Origin of the sequence: Streptomyces sp. SM1 (assembly GCF_002910825.1) — a bacterium.
In the GTDB taxonomy this organism is placed as follows: domain Bacteria; phylum Actinomycetota; class Actinomycetes; order Streptomycetales; family Streptomycetaceae; genus Streptomyces; species Streptomyces okerensis.
Genome location: NZ_NEUB01001033.1, coordinates 1 through 16,578 on the forward strand (window position 1 = coordinate 1; position 16,578 = coordinate 16,578).

Genomic DNA, 16,578 nt, shown 5'->3' on the forward strand with positions numbered 1-16,578 from the left:
CGCACGTCGGCCGGTGCCGCACCGCCCGGCGAACCGCGGTCCCCGCGACGCGTCACACCGTCAGCCGATCCCGAACGTCCCCGCGGGGGGCACCGGCGACGGTACGGCGTCCTCGTCCCGCACCGGCTGCGCACCGCCGATGAAGTCCCGTAACGCGGCACCGTGTTCCACCCGGGCCGGGAAGGCGTCGGCGGCGGTCGCGCGGGACAGGCCGGCGATGTCCAGGGGACGGTCGGCCCCGGCCAGGACGGCGTTGCCGAAGCGCCGGCCGCGCAGCACTCCCGGCTCGGCGATCAGCGCCAGTTCCGCGAACCGCGTCCCCAGGGTGGCCAGCTGGGAGCGCAGGAAGGCGAACGGGGCCGCGTCCGCGAGGTTGGCGAGGTAGACGCCGCCGGGCCGCAGGACGCGCGCGGCCTCACGGACGTAGCCGACGGAGGTCAGGTGCGCCGGCACCCGTGAGCCGCCGAAGACGTCGGCGACCAGCACGTCCGCACTGTCGTCGGGCGCCGCCTCCAGCCACGCGCGGGCGTCTGCCGCGTGCAGCGTGACCCCGGCGCCGGCGGGCAGCGGCAGTTCCTCGGCGACCAGTTCCAGCAGTCCCCGGTCGAGCTCCACGACGTGCTGTCGGGAGCCGGGCCGGGTGGCGGCCAGGTAGCGGGGCAGGGTGAGCGCTCCGCCGCCGAGGTGCAGGGCATCCACGGGGACGCCCTGCTCGGCGACGATGTCCAGGGCGTGCCCGAGCCGCCTCGCGTACTCGAACTCCAGGTGCGTCGGCTCGTCCAGGTCCACGTACGACTGCGGCGCCCCGTCGACGGTGAGCAGCCAGGCCCGCTCACGGTCCACGTCGGGCATCAGCTTGGCGGTGCCATGACCGACGGCACGGGTCACGGGGATGGGCTCGCTCACCGCTCCATTGTCCCCGCGGCCCGGACGTGCGGCTGCCCGCCCCCGTCACAGGGGCGGGCAGCCGTCCGCCGCTCAGCCGACCGACGTCACCGTGCCGGCCCCGACCGTGCGTCCGCCCTCACGGACGGCGAACCCGAGTCCGGCCTCCAGGGGCACGTCACGTCCCAGCTCGACGGTCACCGTGACCGTGTCGCCGGGCCGCGCCACCGCCGTCCCGCCGAGGTCGACGTCGCCCACGACGTCCGCCGTACGGATGTAGAACTGCGGGCGGTAACCGGTCGACACCGGTGTCGTACGGCCGCCCTCCCGGGCGGACAGCACGTACACCCGCGCCGTGAAGCGCCGGCTCGGCGTCACGCTGCCCGGCGCGGCCACCACGTGCCCGCGTCGCACCGCGTCCCGCGGCACCCCGCGCAGCAGCAGCGCCACGTTGTCCCCGGCCTGCGCCTCCTCCATGGGCTTGCCGAAGGTCTCCAGGCCGGTCACCACGGTCTCCACCTCCGCGCCGAGCACCTCGACCCGGTCGCCGACCCGGACCGTGCCCCGCTCCACCGCGCCCGTCACGACGGTGCCCCGGCCGGTGATGGTCAGCACGTTCTCCACCGGCAGCAGGAACGGCGCGTCCAGATACCGCTCGGGCATGGGCACATAGGTGTCCACCGCGTCGAGCAGTGCCTCGACCGACGCAGTCCAGCGCGGGTCGCCCTCCAGCGCCTTCAGCCCCGATACCCGTACGACGGGCGCGGACTCGCCGCCGTACCCGTGCGCGGAGAGCAGGTCGCGGACCTCCAGCTCGACCAGGTCGGTCAGCACGGCGTCCTCGCCGTCGTCCACGGCGTCCGCCTTGTTGAGCGCCACCACGATGTGGTCGACGCCCACCTGACGGGCGAGCAGCACGTGTTCGGCGGTCTGCGGCATGATCCCGTCCAGCGCGGAGACGACGAGGATCGCCCCGTCGAGCTGCGCGGCGCCGGTGACCATGTTCTTGACGTAGTCGGCGTGGCCGGGCATGTCGACGTGCGCGTAGTGCCGGGTGTCGGTCTCGTACTCGACGTGCGCGATGTTGATGGTGATGCCGCGGGCGGCCTCCTCGGGGGCCCGGTCGATGCGGTCGAACGGCACGAAGCTGCCGGACCCGCGCTCGGCGAGGACCTTGGTGATGGCGGCGGTCAGGGTGGTCTTGCCGTGGTCGACATGACCCATCGTGCCGATGTTCAGATGCGGTTTGGTGCGGACGTACGCCGTCTTGGACATGGCGGTACCTCGAAGCCTCTCGATGGTGACGCGTGGTGACGCGTGGTGACGCGTGGTGACGCGTGGTGACGCGTGACGGTCCCGGGCGCGGCGGATCGGCGCGCGGCGGGACTCCGGACCCCTGGAACCTGGCCGACCCTCCCCCTGGGGGGTCCGCCGGACTGTCCGGGGAGGGTCAGCTTCGGGCGCCGTCGACTGCGGCGGGGAAAGCCGGAACGGCAGCCTTCGGGGCATCCGCGACGGCGGATGCTGCGAGAGGGAAGGCGTACCGGAACATGGCTCGATCCTTGCCGAGAGGCCGTCCCGCGTCGAATGGTTTTCCGCGCCGTGCCGCGCCGCTACGCCCCGATGTTCCTCAGCGCCTCCCGCACCGACAGCGGCGCGAAACGTCCCTGCTCGCGCGCGAGGAAGGACCGCACGGCGTCCGGGTCGGTCCTGGCGTACTCGCGCAGGCACCAGCCGATGGCCTTGCGGACGAAGAAGTCCGGGTGGCCGGACCGGCGCAGGCAGTAGTCGAAGAGGCGTTCGGTGTCGGTGCGTTCCCGGAACCGCAGTTGGTGGAGCAGGGCGGTGCGGGCGAGCCACATGTCGTCGTCGGCGATCCACTCGTCCATGTCGGCGGTGAGTCCGGGGTCGGCGGCGACCAGCGCCCCGACGACGTGCGCGGCGAGCGGGTCGACGGTGTCCCACCACGGGACCGTGCTGACGAGGTGCCTGGTGACGGGCAGAAAGCCGGACGAGCAGTGCCGTACGTACCGGCGCAGATAGTCCACGGCGAAGTAGTGGTACTCGCGCTCGGGCAGTTCCCAGCAGCGCAGGGCGACGGCCGTGCAGTCGGCTTCGTCGGGCCGGGGAAGTCCCGCCGTGACGGTGGCGGACAGGGCTCGGCGGACCGGGGTGGTCAGGCCCAGGAACGGGGCGACGTCCTTCATGTAGGCCCGCATGACCGGGGCCCGCTCCGGGTCGGCCGCCGGCCCGTAGGCGGCGGTGAGCCGGTCCAGCACGGTGTCGGCGAGCGGGCTGCCCGGTGGACGCGGTGGGTCCGCCGCCGCCCCGTCTCCTGTGACGCGCATGAGACGAACACTACGGCGATCACACATATTTGTCGGTTAGTGTCGCCGGATGCCCGATGCCACCATCCGCTCCGGGGGCACCGCCGCGGTCTCTCCCCGGACCGCCGCCACCGACCTCGCGGTCGCCGTCCCCACGGCCGCACCCGCTCTCGCGCCCGTCACGGGCTTCGCCGCCCGCTGCGCGAGAGTCCTGCTGTCGCCCTGGTCACGGCTCTCACTGCTGGTCGTGCTGCTGGCCTCGGCGGCGGCGGCGATGCTGGTCCTCGAACCGCAGCGGCTGCTGACCGACGGCTGGCCGGACCGGCTCGGCGGGGCGGTGGCGGTCATGGCGTACGCGGTGGCCTACGGGGTGTGCACGGTGTCGTTCGTGCCACGACCGCTGCTGAACCTCGCGGCGGGGGCGCTGTTCGGCTCCCAGCTGGGTCTGGCCGCGGCGCTGGGCGGCACGGTGCTGGGCGCCGGGCTCGCCTTCTGTCTGGGGCGGGCGCTCGGCCAGGAGGCGCTGCGTCCACTGCTGCGCGGCCGCTGGCTGAAGGCCGCGGACAACCAGCTGAGCCGGCACGGCTTCCGCTCGATGCTGGCGGCCCGGCTGTTCCCGGGCATCCCGTTCGCCGCCTCGAACTACTGCGCCGCCGTCTCCCGTATGGGCCTGCTGCCGTTCCTGCTGGCGACCGCGCTCGGCTCGGTCCCGAACACCGCCGCCTACGTCGTGGCCGGCGCCCGCGCCTCCACGCCGACGTCCCCGGCCTTCCTCATCGCGCTGGCCTGCATCACCGTACCGGGGCTGCTGGGCGCGGTGGTGGCGTGGCGCAAGCGGCACCAGCTGCGCGCGCGGTGACGGTCCCGGCGGTACGTCAGACCTCTTGGGGGACGGTCGCGCCGGCCGGTCCGCCCGCCTCGCACATCGCCCGCGACGCGTAGCGGGCGCCGCGCTCACGCATCACGTGGAGCAGGGCCGTGGTCGGCCGGGGCCGCCGGCCCCGGGCTCCGCCGTATGGCCGCGTCCGAACACCCGCGCCCCTGCCGGATCGCCGTCGCCCACGTACGCGTCGGTGAGCCGTACTCCCCGCTCGCGACATCCTGGTCCCGCGGCCGCGGCGGCCGGCCGTCACCTGCCGGGCCTGCGGCGACGGTGTACCACAGGGGAGCCGGCCCCCCGTCCGCGGTCCCCGGGTGGACGGCGTGCGGCCCCACGGCGGCCCCGCGGCGGCCCGATCCGGTCATCCTGAGGGCGCCGGGCCGTCATCCCTCTTCCGCCGGGCGTTCATCCGGGGGCGATACGCTTCCCCCTCGGCGCACCTGATCACCGATCACCGCACACGGCGGTGCGGTGCGCCCTACTCCCGTTCACAATCGGCACTTGGACTCCGCTGCCTCATGTCTTGGTTTGAATCCCTCATCCTCGGACTCGTCCAGGGGCTGACCGAGTTCCTGCCCGTCTCCTCCAGCGCGCATCTGCGGCTGACCGCGGCCTTCTCCGGCTGGGAGGATCCGGGCGCGGCCTTCACCGCGATCACCCAGATCGGCACCGAGACCGCTGTGCTGATCTACTTCCGCAAGGACATCGGCCGGATCCTGTCCGCCTGGACCCGCTCCCTGACGGACAAGGAGATGCGCCGGAACCAGGACGCGCGCATGGGCTGGCTGGTCATCGTCGGCTCCATCCCGATCGGCGTGCTCGGGGTGACCCTCAAGGACCAGATCGAGGGCCCGTTCCGGGATCTGCGGCTCACCGCGGCGATGCTCATCGGCATGGGCATCGTGCTCGGCGTCGCCGACCGCCTCGCCGCGCGGGACGAGAGCGGCGGCCGGCACCGCGTGGCCAAACAGCGCAAGGAACTCGGGGACCTGACCGTCAGGGACGGTCTGATCTACGGCGTCTGCCAGGCCATGGCGCTCATTCCAGGCGTCTCCCGCTCCGGCGCCACCATCAGCGGCGGTCTGTTCATGGGCTACCGGCGCGAGGACGCGGCGCGCTACTCCTTCCTGCTCGCCATCCCGGCGGTGCTGGCCTCCGGCCTGTTCGAACTGAAGGACGCGACGGAGGGCGGGCACGTCTCCTGGGGCCCGACGATCTTCGCGACGGTCGTCGCCTTCGCGGTCGGGTACGCGGTGATCGCCTGGTTCATGAAATTCATCTCGACCAAGAGCTTCATGCCGTTCGTCTACTACCGGGTCGTCCTGGGCATCCTGCTGTTCTTGCTGGTCGGAGCCGGTGTGCTGAGCCCGCACGCGGGCGAGTCCGGCGGTTGAAACCGGGCCGCACAGGTAGTGCTATCCGGCATTTCCCAGTGCCTGATTGCAGCATCACGCCATGATCATCTCCCACTTGTCTCCCACTCATCTCCCACCGGGGAGGCGGGATACGCCCCACTAGGGCGTGTGCGTCCGCAAAGTAGGGGATGACGCGGAAGGGCCCGCACGGCTTGGGCGGGTTCTTCCGTACAAAGGGTGGAGCGGGTCAGCTCAGGCCGAGACGATCCAGGAGGGCCTGGACACACGGTCGGCGAGGGCCTCTCCGGGTCCGGGCTGCTCGTGGCCAGTGCCAGCACGGCGGTCACGATGACGTCGCTGAGCTCCTTGAGCTCCTTCTCGACGTCCTGCCACCTGTGGCTGCTGCCCTTGAGCGGGTTGGCACCGAGGGCGCCAGTGATGGCCTCCGCCGCCTCTCCACACTCCTCCCCGAGCTCGAGGACTCGAGCCGGCCGCCCAGCCGGCCGATGTCGGGCGAGCCATCCCACTCCGAGCCGGCCCGCCGTAGTGCGTGGGTATCGCACCGGCAGAGGCACCGGACAGGCGCAGGACCTGGCGGGCTTCACCGCCGAATTGGCCGCGTCCGCCCTGCCTGACGCCAGCCGCTTCTCGGACTTCGCCACACCACAGAGCTGGGATGCGGCCCTAAGCCTGCTCGCCACCGCTCTGCCCTCCGACGCACCCAGCATTGTCGTACTCGATGAGATGCCCTATCTCGTGCGTGAGGACGCCAGCTTCGAGGGAGCCTTGCAGAAGTCCTTCGACCGGACCCTGTCCAAGCTCCCGGTCCTGCTGATCCTCATCGGTTGGGACATCGCCACGATGGAACAGCTCAACACCTACGGACGCCCCTTCTACCAGCGTGGCACCGAGATGGCCGTCCCCGCTCTCACCCCCCACGACGTCGCCTCCCTGCTCGACCTGGCCCCGGCCGACGCCTTCGACGCTCACCTCATCACGGGCGGCCTTCCCTTGATCCTGGAAGAATGGCCCCACGGCGCCGCCCTGTGGGACTACCTCGAACAGGCCCTCACCCGGCCCACCTCCGCACTCCTCGTCAGCGGCGAACGCACCCTGGCCGCCGAATTCCCCACCGAAGCGCAAGCCCGCACCGTCCTCAGCGCCATCGGCCACGGCGAACGCACCTTCACGCTCATCGGCCGAGCCGCCGGCGGCCTCCACCCAGGCTCCGTCAAACGCTCCCTGGAACTCCTCACAGGCCGCCGCATGGCCGCCGCCGAACTCCCCCTGTCCACCAAGCCGAGCCGCGAGACGCGCTACCGCATCGACGACCCCTACCTGCGGTTCTGGCTCTCCTTCATCGGCCCCGGCATCCCCGCCGTCGAACGCGGCCGCGGCGACCGCGTTCTCGACTCCATCCGAACGAGCTGGACATCCTGGCGCGGGCGCGCCATCGAACCCGTCATCCGCGAAGCCCTCTGGCGCCTGGCCGACGACTGGCTCCCCGAGGGCACCGGCGTCGTCGGAGGCTACTGGACCCGCACCAACAACCCGGAGATCGACCTCATCGGCGCCGACCGCTCCCCCATCGCAAAGAAGATCACCTTCGCCGGATCCATCAAATGGCTTGAGAACAAGCCCTTCGACCAGCGCGACCTGGCCCGCCTGATCACCCATCGCTCCCAGCTTCCCGGAGCCGACGACGACACCCCCCTGCTCGCGATCGCCCGCAGCGGCTGCACCGCGGAAGGAATCACCACCCTCACCCCAAAAGACCTGCTCGCCGCTTGGAACTGAGCGGGGACTCAAGACCGTTCAGCTTGAGCACCGCGAGACGTCGTCGAGCCCGCCGTGAACGCCGGCCTCACCTTGCCTACCACAACGGCCGCACCGAAGGCGTCAACACCCGCACCAAAAGGATCATGAGACCGCAGCCGCACAGCGCACGGATGCCGATGCCCTGGCCCGAGGGCGCTTGGGTCCCCGGGGGGACCGGACGACGGGCCGGCGCTGCCGGAGCCCACGGAGCTGCCTCACTCCCCTGCCGGCCGTCGGAATGCATGCCGCGAATTGCCCCGCCCAGCGACGCCGCGATCCAGCATCACGGCCGTCGCCGTCGGGGATGTACACCTTGGCAAGGAGATCACTGACAGTGAGGATGTGACGTGGTGACGCTGCTGGTGGGTCTGACCCCTCGGCTGACAGTGAAGCCATCGCGCAACTGGCGCAGCACACTGCGCAGGCTCTTCCCCCGCAGCGCGTCGATCTCGTCGAAGAACAGCACCAGCGGACGCGGACAGCTCCGCACCCACTCAGCCAGCCCCCGCGTGAGCCGGGACCCGGGCACCGCGTCGGGCCGGGAGGCGCAGGGCGCGAGCCCATCAGGAAGCCCAGCGGACTCCGCGGACCGCCGAATCGCCTCCAGCACCAGCAGCTCGGCCTGGCCGTAGTCCTCCCCGGCCACCTCCCCGCTCTCGGACGAGAAGTGCAGCGCCGCGTACACGCGAGTGGAGGCCATGCTGCCGGGCCAGGCCAGGACCGAAGCCGAAGCATGGATCAGCCGGACGTCAGCCACCGTGGAGCACCTCGACCCCCTGAGCACGCCGCCCCGGCTGCCGACATCCCCGAACCACGAGCCGACGGCCTGAAGCCATTCCTCGGGCACTGGAGCCCCTACAGCCCACGACACGCCGCCCGACTGAGGCTCCACCCAGCGTCACGGAACGTCAGCATCGAAGGTTCCGGCCTCGGCCTGGACGCCGGCCGTCGAGGCGGGCGGTGAGGTCCGGGACGAGGCCCGGGTCGCCGAGCTCACCGGCGACGTCCTGGACGGCTGGCCCAAGGGCATGCGGCTGATCGTCCGCAAGGAAAGACCTCATCCCGGGGCCCAGTTGAGGCTCACGGACGCGGACGGCATGCGGCTGACCTGTTTCGCGATCAACACCGTCGGCCGGCCGATTGCCGCTCGAACGACTCGCACTCCTGCCGAACCCCGGCTGACCAGCGGATCCACCCGTCCCTACAACAGCCCTTCCCCACCCGGAGCAGTGGAACCCGGCGCCACCCCGAGACGACACTCGGGCCCTCGCCCTGCCCGACCTCAGCCCAGAACACGAAAACGGTCCACCGACTCCGTCGGCGGACCGTCACGCAAGATCGAGGCTAGCGCTCTCTCACTGGACTTGAAATCTTCCGTTCCGTGAGGTGCTGACCTACACGGCCTGATACGTCCTGACCCAGCGGTAGTAGATGTTGTTGATGCTGGGGTCTGCGAGTTCCGCGTCCGTGGGTTCGATACCTCGGTCGACGCGCCACTGATGACTCTCGGTGTTGAGGATCAGATGCATTGGCTGGTCGAAGAACCGGCTCCGGGGGTCCCTGAGGTCGTTCGACCGGTTCAGCCGGCGCACCAACCTGCCGTTGAAGTAGAAATCGAATTCGGTGGCGCTTATCCAGTGCACGCCGTAGCGGTGGAATCCATTCCGAAGAAGAGGTTGCCCGGCGCCGTCCCCAAACACCTGCCCAGTCTCACCATTGTACCCGTAGCTCCCATCTGCGAAATACCCCTTCTGGCTTCTCGCCAGTTCAGTGAAGGGGTTCCGCTGGAATATGTGGTAGGCGGTGTTCATGTGCTTTCCGTGCAATGACTCGTTGCCGTAGCATTCGATCACGTCAATCTCGTTGACGTCGTCTCTGCTCAGGAGCCAGAAATTCGATGAGAGCTTCAGCCCGCTCACACGCATGAGTACTTCGGTGTAGAGAGGGTACTCGACTGGGGTGCGGGAGGTCACGTAGCCGCAGTAGACCCTCCCGTCCGGCGCCCTGCGGCCCTCGACGATGAGATTTCCGTCGGCCACCCAGGAATGGCGCGCACTGTAGAGGCTGTTGGCCGGGCCCGACCAGCCATCCTTGTGCTGGTCCAGCCATCTGCCCCTGAAGGTTTGAGGCTTGCCGGTGTAGTTGAAGTCGTCCGAATGGCTGGGGAGAAGCTGCCAGGACCTGTTTCCGCCAGGGGCGGCCGGCACGGGGTACTGTTCCCATTCGAGGTCTGCGGCATGAGCGGCGGGTGCGGGACCCGCGAGCCCCGCACCCGCTCCGAGTGCGACGGCACTCCACTTGATGAGATCACGTCGGTTGACCACGATCGTTCTCCTTCTTCGATTCCCGCCTGGCTGAAGAATCTTATATTTGGCGATGACTTTCGCAGCCCCTGGGCGTCAAAATTCGAGAGCTCGCGTGCGTGCAAAAAGTTCCGGAACGCCCACGTGGCACGATCATTCCACCGCGCAGGAGGAACTAGGCTCCAGGAGGTAAGTTTCTGGGCTTTCGCTCGCTTGATCATTCAATGAGGTGAACCGGTTTCCCGAATGCTACAGCGGAGTGTCGCAGGGTGACAATCGGTACGGCTGCAGTAGTTCCCAGGATTTCGTGCCGTGCCCGACTGTGATCCAGCGGCGACCTCGGTCACTCGCCCCGTCGCGCCGGTCACGATTCATCAAGCCGGCCTTCCTGTGCATGGCATCCCCAGGGCCCGCCGTGGCAGGTGAGGATGCCCCGCCGAAGCCCCGACGCATCGTCCCCTCGTCTCTGGAGTCCGACTGAAGTCTCTACCGAACCCGTACCGAACCTGGAACGGTTCACTCCGGCTGATCCCGAGCTCCCGGGCGGCCTCGGTCACCGTCCGGCCCGACGACCGCACGAGCTCGATTGCGTCCCGCTTGTACTCCTCCAAGTACCGCTTCGTGTACTTGCTTCCCACCTGGCACTGCTTCCTCTGGGCTCTCACATCTCAGTCTCCAGGTGTCCACGATCACGGGAAGGCTTCACACGACCACCTCTCCCCCAGCGCCGACACCCACCACGACGACTGCCCGGCCAGAGCGTGTCGTGGCCTCCTGCGGACGTGGACAGACGAGTCGGAATGCCGGCAGACAGGAGTCTTCGACCGGATCCACCGGGTCCGGAGAGGCGGAGCTGCCTGCCGCCGGCGAACTCGCCTGGTCGCTCGGCATCGGGGGAGGTGACGACGAGTACGCCTGGCGGTTGCTGATCCCCGCCGGCACCAGTGCCGTCAGAGGGCAAGGTTGGGCCGCCGTCGGGATTCCATGGTCACGACTGGCCCGCGAGCGGTTCACATGCTCTGTCACGTCGTCGCCCGCCGGGGACCGCTGAACATGCGGCACGGCCACGCCTCCAGAGCAGGCAGGGAGCCAAGGGGCACAGGCAACTCCTGTTGCGGCGCCCATCCGAGGTCGCGCGTTGCGTTTTCGACGTCCCAGGCCCGTGCACCGTGGATCGAGACTCCGTGGTAGACACCCGACCCGGAGGCGGACAGGGCTTGTCGCACCAACGCGGCCGCATCCGCGTCACCCAGCCAGCCGTCTGCAAGTTCGCGATGTGTCAGGGGCCAGCCGGTGAGCCCTAGCCGCAGGCAAGAAGCCCCAGCGCCCGTAGCATCGTGATAGAGTGCGGCAGCCACCTCCATCGCCGCCTTGCCGGTGCCGTAGTGGCAGCACGGGCGCGCAGGCCGATCGGTTGCAACGGGAACGTGCCCTTCTCGGTAGGCTCCGCCGGCGGCGTGCACCGAGCTGGCCAGCACCACGGTGGGCACACTCTCCTCAGCGGCGGCGTCGAGCGTGTTCTGTGCCAGTGTCAGGTTGTCGATCGCGACGGGCCACGGCGACCACGGACTGGCGTTTGCGGCGAGATGGAGCACCGCGTCGGCGCCCCGCATCGCCCGTCGCAGAGGTCCCGGGTCGCGCATGTCGCTGATCGTGATTCGCTCAGGTGAGAATGAAGGGTCTCCCGCAGACCTGTCAATGACATGAATACGCCAGTTCTTGGCCAGCGGAGGTACAACTACTCTCGCGACCCGGCCGGAGCCCCCTGTTACCACCAGCCGCCGGGACTCAGTACGTCGCATCGAATGCTCCTCATTGCATCAGCAAGCGTCGACGGAGACCCGAAGTCTCCAGGCTCTCCCGGGACCGAGGCTCAGGCAGAAAGACGAAAGGTTCCAGTCGGACACACAGACCGTCTTCTCCTCTCTTCACGATCGCCCTCACGGCTCGCCCGGCGCGTTGGCTGCTGCTCGGCCCAGCCGCAACCGTCATCCAGCCGAAGGCACAACCACCAGCGTGCGCCCACGCCACGCCGCGCCGCGTGGAAGTGCCTTCCGCCCTGTCAGACAGGGTGGTCATGCTCTCGCCGTGCGCTCGGCCTTCTCTCGGGCCACCGCGGTGCGCAACTGCCGCACCCTGCCCTCGATCGAGCGAGGGTCTCCTGAAGTCAGTTCGCTGCCGATTCCCACAGCCACCGCACCGGCGCGGATGTAGTCGGGCGCCAGCTCGAGGGGCACACCACCGGTGGGAACCAGAGCGAGCTGTGGGAAGGGAGCAAGCAGATGCCTCACGACGTCCGCACCGTAGACGCTCGCGGGGAACAACTTGACGAAGTCGGCGCCTTCCTCAATCGCCGTGACGGCCTCGGTGGGGCTCAGTGCGCCCGCCAGGGTCGCCATGCCGTAGCGATGTGCGGCTCGGAGGACGGTGCGGTTCACCGTGGGAGATACGACGAATCGTGCGCCGGCGAGCTCGCTCATGCGCACGGTGGCTTCGTCCAGGACGGTTCCGACACCGATCAGAGCTTCGTGCGCCGGCCAGCCGTGGCTCAGGTCCGCGACGACATCAAGGGCCCCGGGAGTGGTCATCGACACCTCCACGACGCGCTGACCGGCTTTCAACAGGGCCAATGCCTGCTCACGGGCGAGATCAGGGCTCTGTGAGCGGACCACAGCGACGACCCCATCTCGGGCGATGCGGCTGGCAGTCTCGTAACGCGGCATGACTCCTCCGACGACGGTGTCCGTGGGGTGCTTGATATTCAGGGGTGTGGGCTCGCCTCGGCAGGGGAAGCGTGTCCGGGCCATTCGTTGCCGTGCTTCGCCCGTGCTACCAGCGCTGCCGGGGCGGTAGGCAGGTCGGCGACGTCCGAGAGCGATGTCATCGCGGCACCGGCCAGCAGGTGCCCGAGTCGCAGGCAACCGGCATCGTCAAGACCCACGAGGGCTCCGTGAATCCATCCTGCGGCGAACGCGTCGCCTGCACCGACGGGTTCGACCACGTCGACCGGCAGCGCGGGCACCGCGGTCCGACGGCCTCCGCGGAAGGCGACGGCCTCACTGCCACCGTCCTTCACCACGACGACGTCCGGACTCGGGAGGTGGTCCCGAACCGCTCCCGCGGTGCGAGAAGCCCACAAGGTCTGCGCCTCGTCGAGGCCGACGAAAACCACATCGCAACGATCGGCGATGGCCATGAGCGACTGTGCCGCAGCGTCGCGGGCGGGCCAGAGGGACGGGCGGTAGTTGACGTCGAAACTGACACTCGCTCCCGTGTCACCCGCGAGCTCAATCAGCGAGATGACCGCTTCACGACAGTTCTCCGACAAGGCCGGCGTCACACCGGTCAGGTGGATCCAGCGCGGACGCACCGCAGCGATCCGTTCCGCGTAGTCTCCGTCCATGAGCGTGGCGGCCGAGCCGGACCGGTAATAGTAGATGTCGGACCCTTCGGGCGCGGGGTCCTTGAAGTAGACACCCGTTCTGCGTCCCGGCATCGTACGCGCGAGCTTCGTCACCACGCCGTGCCGACGGAGTTCGCCAAGGACACGGAGACCCATCGGATCGTCTCCGACGAATCCGGCCCAGAACGCCGCTGTGCCCAGCCTCGAGAGGGAGACCGCGACGTTCGACTCCGCGCCCGCCACCCCGAAGGCACAGGCGGACGCCTCGTATAGACGAAGGCCGTCGATCGGCACGATCTGCGCCATCGTCTCGCCCAGACAGACGACGGCAGGCCCTCCTTCCACGACAGGCCGGGTCATCGGACTTCCGCCTCGTGCATGGTCACGGACGTTCCGACGGCTCCCTCGTCCGGCCGGTGCCCGGATTTCCTGGTCCCCATTCTGTCCCGCCTCTTCGAGGTGTCGAGTGCTTCGCTGTCGGCCCGCGTCACCAGTCACCGTGCGATCCGTCCTGGTGGGTGAAGCGGGGTGTGGTCCAGTCGCCGGCGTAGACACGGTCCATGAGCTGTGCTTCGTCGACTTCGATGCCCAGGCCAGGCCCGGTGGGTACGGCTATGTGTCCGTTCTCGACCGAGAACGGCACCGCCAGGATCCCGGCGCCGAGATCGGCCCCGTCGTCCAGTGCCAGATACTCCTGGATCAGGAAATTGGGTGTGCTGGCAGCCACTTGAAGGCAGGCGGCCAGCGAGACGGGCCCCAGGGGGTTGTGCGGGGCGAGCGCGACGTAGTGGGCCTCGGCCATGGCGGCGATCCGACGGACTTCGCTGATCCCGCCGGCATGGCAGAGGTCGGGCTGGACGACGGACACGGCCCGGCGTTCGAGGAGTTCCCGGAAGCCCCACTTGGTGAAGATCCGTTCGCCGGCCGCGATCGGCACGTTCGTCGCCCTGGCGATCTCCGCCAGGGCGTCGACGTTCTCCGGGAGACACGGTTCCTCGATGAAAAGGGGGCCCAGCGGACTCAGGCGTTCTGCCAGGCGTCGGGCCATGGCAGGTGACGTGCGGCCGTGGAAGTCGAGCGCGATGTCGAAGGCGGGACCCACAGCCTCGCGAACCGCAGCGACCCGGGCAACCTGGCGGTCGACGTACGCCACCGAGTCGAGCGCCCTTACCGGTCCGTCCAACCCGAACTTGATCGCCGTCATTCCCGCGGACCGTGAGCGCCGCGCGGCGTGGGCGAACTCCTCGTCCGTGACGCCCCGCGCGTGCCCGTACATGCGCACCGAATCACGGACAGCGCCGCCCAGCAATGCGTGGACGGGGACTCCCAGGTCCCTGGCGGTGATGTCCCACAGCGCCTGGTCGATTCCACTGATCGCACTGCACAGGACGGCTCCGCCGCGGTAGAAGGCCCCACGGTACATTCCCTGCCAGTGGTGTTCGATCCGTCTGGGGTCACGCCCTGCGAGGTATTCCGCGAGGTCGCCGATCATGCGCTCGACGACCCTCGCCTGCCCTTCCACAACGGCCTCACCCCATCCGATGACACCCTTGTCGGTCTCCACCGCCACGAACAACCATCTGGGGCGAACGTGGAAGGTGCGGACCTTCACTATTCTCACCGCGAATCTCCTCTTGGGGCGATATTCCTCGCCCTTTGACGACAAGCTGTAGATTCCTGAGCGGTGCGCCCGGCGGGTAGCCCGCGTACCTGCATCTGCCGCTCGGTGTCCCCGTCCCACGCGACCTTCCGGACGTGGCGGTGGTGCCGCGCTCCCCGGCCCGCGTGGACGGCGCCTCGACTCACGTCACCGAACTCCGGCGCCCAGCGCCTACCGGGCAAGCCAACCCCCGTCGACAGCGAGGACCTGGCCATGGACGTATGCCGCCGCGCGGGAAGCCAGGAAGACCGCCACGTCGCCCACATCGTCCGGGCCTCCCCATCGGCCGGCCGGGATGCGGACCGAGAGCTGCTCCAGCCGGACGGGGTCCGCAAGCAGTGCCGTGTTCATCTCTGTGGCCATGTATCCGGGCGCTATCGCGTTGACGTTGACTCCCCGGCCCGCCCATTCATTGCACAGAGCCTTGGTGAGCTGCGCGACGGCACCCTTGCTCGCCGCGTACGCGGCCACGGTGAATCCGCCCTGAAAGCTGAGCAGTGATGCGAGGTTGATGATCTTACCCTCACCGCGCTGGATCATGGGCCGACCGAAGATCTGGCACAGCTGGACCACCGAGCGCAGGTTGACGTCGATCACCGCGTCCCAGGCATCGAGCGGGAAGTCCTCGGCAGGATGCCGGACCTGCGCTCCGGCGTTGTTGACCAGGATGTCGACCTGGTGACCGGCGAGCACTTCGGCCCCCGCGGCCGCGACGCCTTCGCGGTCCCTGAGATCGACGCCGACGTGACTCACCGAGCGTCCGAGATCTGCGGCTGTCCGCCTCAGCCGGTCGTCCAGGGCGCTCCGGCTGAGCACGACCACATCGGCGCCCGCGGTCAACAACGCGCGGCTGATACCCAGTCCGAGGCCGCGTCCTCCGCCCGTGACGACGGCGGTACGGCCCGTGAGGTCGAATGGGGAGATCATGAGACTGCGTCCCCGTGTGTGCTGAGGAGAACTTTCAGTCCGTCCGAGCCTGTGGCCGCTGCGTCGAAGGCGTCGGAAATCCGGTCGAACCCGTAGACGGACACTGGAAACCTGTCCAGCCCCAGCGCGTTGTGCGCTATCAGGTCGATCGCGGTGCGGACGTCTTCGCGCGTGTAGACCCGCACGCCGACCACGGACTGCTCTTTGAAGCACACGGCCTGAAGGTCGACCGCGGCTGGTTCCTTGTACACACCGACGATGACTACGCGGCCGAGGACACGGGTGACATCGGCGAGTTCGGCGGCCACAGCGGGGTGAGCCGCGCTGTCGAACGTCGTGTCGGCTCCGTCGCCCTGCGAGAGCTCCGCGACCGTATCCCGCAGCCGTGCACCGTCAGGGACCGCGATCAGCCCCATGTCGCTCACCACCGCACGACGGCGGGCATTCGGCTCGGCGACCACTACGTGCGATGCCCCCTCGTGCCGGGCCACCAGTGCGGTGAGTATGCCTATCGGTCCCGCGCCGAAGACAGCCACCACATCCCCGGCTTCCATCCCCGAGCGGCGGACCGCGTGCACGGCGACCGCCAACGGCTCGGTCAACGCCGCCTGCGTGGGTTCGACGCCCGCCGGAACCTGATGCAGCACCGACGGCGGCAGCGCCACGAACTGCGCGGCGCCTCCTGGCGCGTCGATACCGAACAGACCCAGCCGGGCGCACACATGGCTGTGGCCTTCCCGGCACGCACGGCATTCTCCGCAGGAGATCAGCGGTTCGGCGACCACCAGCGTCCCTTCCGGAGGCCCGCCCGGCGCCGTGACCTCGACCCAGCCCGAGATCTCGTGACCGAGGATCAGCCCCCGTCGTGCCCGCGGGTGCTTGCCGCGCACGATCCCCAGGTCCGTGCCACATATCCCGGTGCAGGCGACCCGGACCAGCGCCCATCCCGGCGGCACCTCGGGCAGCGACACCTCCTCCACGCGGACATCGTTGACGCCGGCCCACACCACGGCGCTCATG

General features: G+C 69.3%; 15 protein-coding genes and 1 pseudogene. 4 read left to right on the forward strand and 12 right to left on the reverse strand.

The genetic code is table 11. The features are described 5' to 3' along the window. Positions 1-60: 60 nt before the first annotated feature. The 3 genes from B9S61_RS37640 to B9S61_RS37650 form a co-directional block, all read right to left on the reverse strand. Complete coding sequence (locus tag B9S61_RS37640) at positions 61-906, reverse strand: spermidine synthase (protein WP_103546182.1); 846 nt, start codon at positions 904-906, stop codon at positions 61-63. Between the two features lie 72 nt (positions 907-978). Further along, entirely contained in the window at positions 979-2,160 is a 1,182-nt protein-coding gene (gene tuf, locus B9S61_RS37645; RefSeq protein ID WP_103546183.1) for an elongation factor Tu, read from the reverse strand. A gap of 338 nt (positions 2,161-2,498) precedes the next feature. Beyond that, the gene (locus B9S61_RS37650) at positions 2,499-3,233 is read right to left on the reverse strand and encodes a DNA alkylation repair protein (RefSeq protein WP_103546184.1); all 735 of its coding nucleotides are present in this window, start codon (positions 3,231-3,233) and stop codon (positions 2,499-2,501) included. A 49-nt stretch (positions 3,234-3,282) separates the two neighbouring features. Between B9S61_RS37650 and B9S61_RS37655 the strand changes: the two genes are divergently transcribed. The 3 genes from B9S61_RS37655 (at position 3,283) to B9S61_RS37665 (ending at position 7,244) form a co-directional block, all read left to right on the forward strand. Beyond that, positions 3,283-4,071 (forward strand): TVP38/TMEM64 family protein, encoded by a 789-nt coding sequence (locus B9S61_RS37655; protein WP_103546185.1) that lies wholly within the window; start codon positions 3,283-3,285, stop codon positions 4,069-4,071. 539 nt (positions 4,072-4,610) lie between these two features. Next, entirely contained in the window at positions 4,611-5,486 is an 876-nt protein-coding gene (locus tag B9S61_RS37660; protein ID WP_103546186.1) for an undecaprenyl-diphosphate phosphatase, read from the forward strand. Between the two features lie 507 nt (positions 5,487-5,993). After that, the gene (locus tag B9S61_RS37665) at positions 5,994-7,244 is read left to right on the forward strand and encodes a DUF234 domain-containing protein (protein ID WP_258040084.1); all 1,251 of its coding nucleotides are present in this window, start codon (positions 5,994-5,996) and stop codon (positions 7,242-7,244) included. Positions 7,245-7,590: 346 nt separating this feature from the next. Here the strand turns inward: B9S61_RS37665 and B9S61_RS37670 are convergent, their stop codons facing one another. After that, positions 7,591-8,022, reverse strand: a complete 432-nt coding sequence (locus B9S61_RS37670) for a hypothetical protein (protein ID WP_258040085.1) — start codon at positions 8,020-8,022, stop codon at positions 7,591-7,593. Positions 8,023-8,185: 163 nt separating this feature from the next. On the opposite strand from B9S61_RS37670, the pseudogene B9S61_RS37675 reads away from it, so the two are divergent. Beyond that, a pseudogene (locus B9S61_RS37675) lies at positions 8,186-8,410 on the forward strand (IS1380 family transposase); the annotation flags it as partial. Between the two features lie 249 nt (positions 8,411-8,659). Here B9S61_RS37675 and B9S61_RS37680 read toward each other — a convergent pair. The 8 genes from B9S61_RS37680 to B9S61_RS37715 all read right to left on the reverse strand — a co-directional run bounded on the left by B9S61_RS37680 (position 8,660) and on the right by B9S61_RS37715 (position 16,577). After that, the gene (locus B9S61_RS37680) at positions 8,660-9,589 is read right to left on the reverse strand and encodes a family 16 glycosylhydrolase (protein ID WP_011029010.1); all 930 of its coding nucleotides are present in this window, start codon (positions 9,587-9,589) and stop codon (positions 8,660-8,662) included. Between the two features lie 353 nt (positions 9,590-9,942). Beyond that, positions 9,943-10,233, reverse strand: a complete 291-nt coding sequence (locus B9S61_RS43640; RefSeq protein WP_360414489.1) for a transposase — start codon at positions 10,231-10,233, stop codon at positions 9,943-9,945. 357 nt (positions 10,234-10,590) lie between these two features. Then, positions 10,591-11,370 carry an NAD(P)-dependent oxidoreductase gene (locus B9S61_RS37690; protein WP_103546187.1) on the reverse strand — a complete coding sequence of 260 codons (780 nt, stop codon included), beginning with the start codon at positions 11,368-11,370 and terminating at the stop codon, positions 10,591-10,593. A 273-nt stretch (positions 11,371-11,643) separates the two neighbouring features. After that, on the reverse strand, positions 11,644-12,291 hold the full coding sequence (locus B9S61_RS37695; RefSeq protein WP_103546188.1) for a bifunctional 4-hydroxy-2-oxoglutarate aldolase/2-dehydro-3-deoxy-phosphogluconate aldolase: 648 nt from the start codon (positions 12,289-12,291) through the stop codon (positions 11,644-11,646). A 38-nt stretch (positions 12,292-12,329) separates the two neighbouring features. Further along, positions 12,330-13,331, reverse strand: a complete 1,002-nt coding sequence (locus B9S61_RS37700; RefSeq protein ID WP_103546189.1) for a sugar kinase — start codon at positions 13,329-13,331, stop codon at positions 12,330-12,332. Between the two features lie 127 nt (positions 13,332-13,458). After that, positions 13,459-14,592: a galactonate dehydratase gene (gene dgoD, locus B9S61_RS37705; protein ID WP_103546190.1), complete on the reverse strand. Its 1,134-nt coding sequence runs from the start codon at positions 14,590-14,592 to the stop codon at positions 13,459-13,461. Positions 14,593-14,802: 210 nt separating this feature from the next. Then, the gene (locus B9S61_RS37710) at positions 14,803-15,555 is read right to left on the reverse strand and encodes an SDR family oxidoreductase (protein WP_275405188.1); all 753 of its coding nucleotides are present in this window, start codon (positions 15,553-15,555) and stop codon (positions 14,803-14,805) included. After that, positions 15,555-16,577 (reverse strand): zinc-binding dehydrogenase, encoded by a 1,023-nt coding sequence (locus tag B9S61_RS37715; RefSeq protein ID WP_181007721.1) that lies wholly within the window; start codon positions 16,575-16,577, stop codon positions 15,555-15,557. Before B9S61_RS37715 ends, B9S61_RS37710 begins: the two co-directional genes overlap by 1 nt. Position 16,578: the final 1 nt, after the last annotated feature.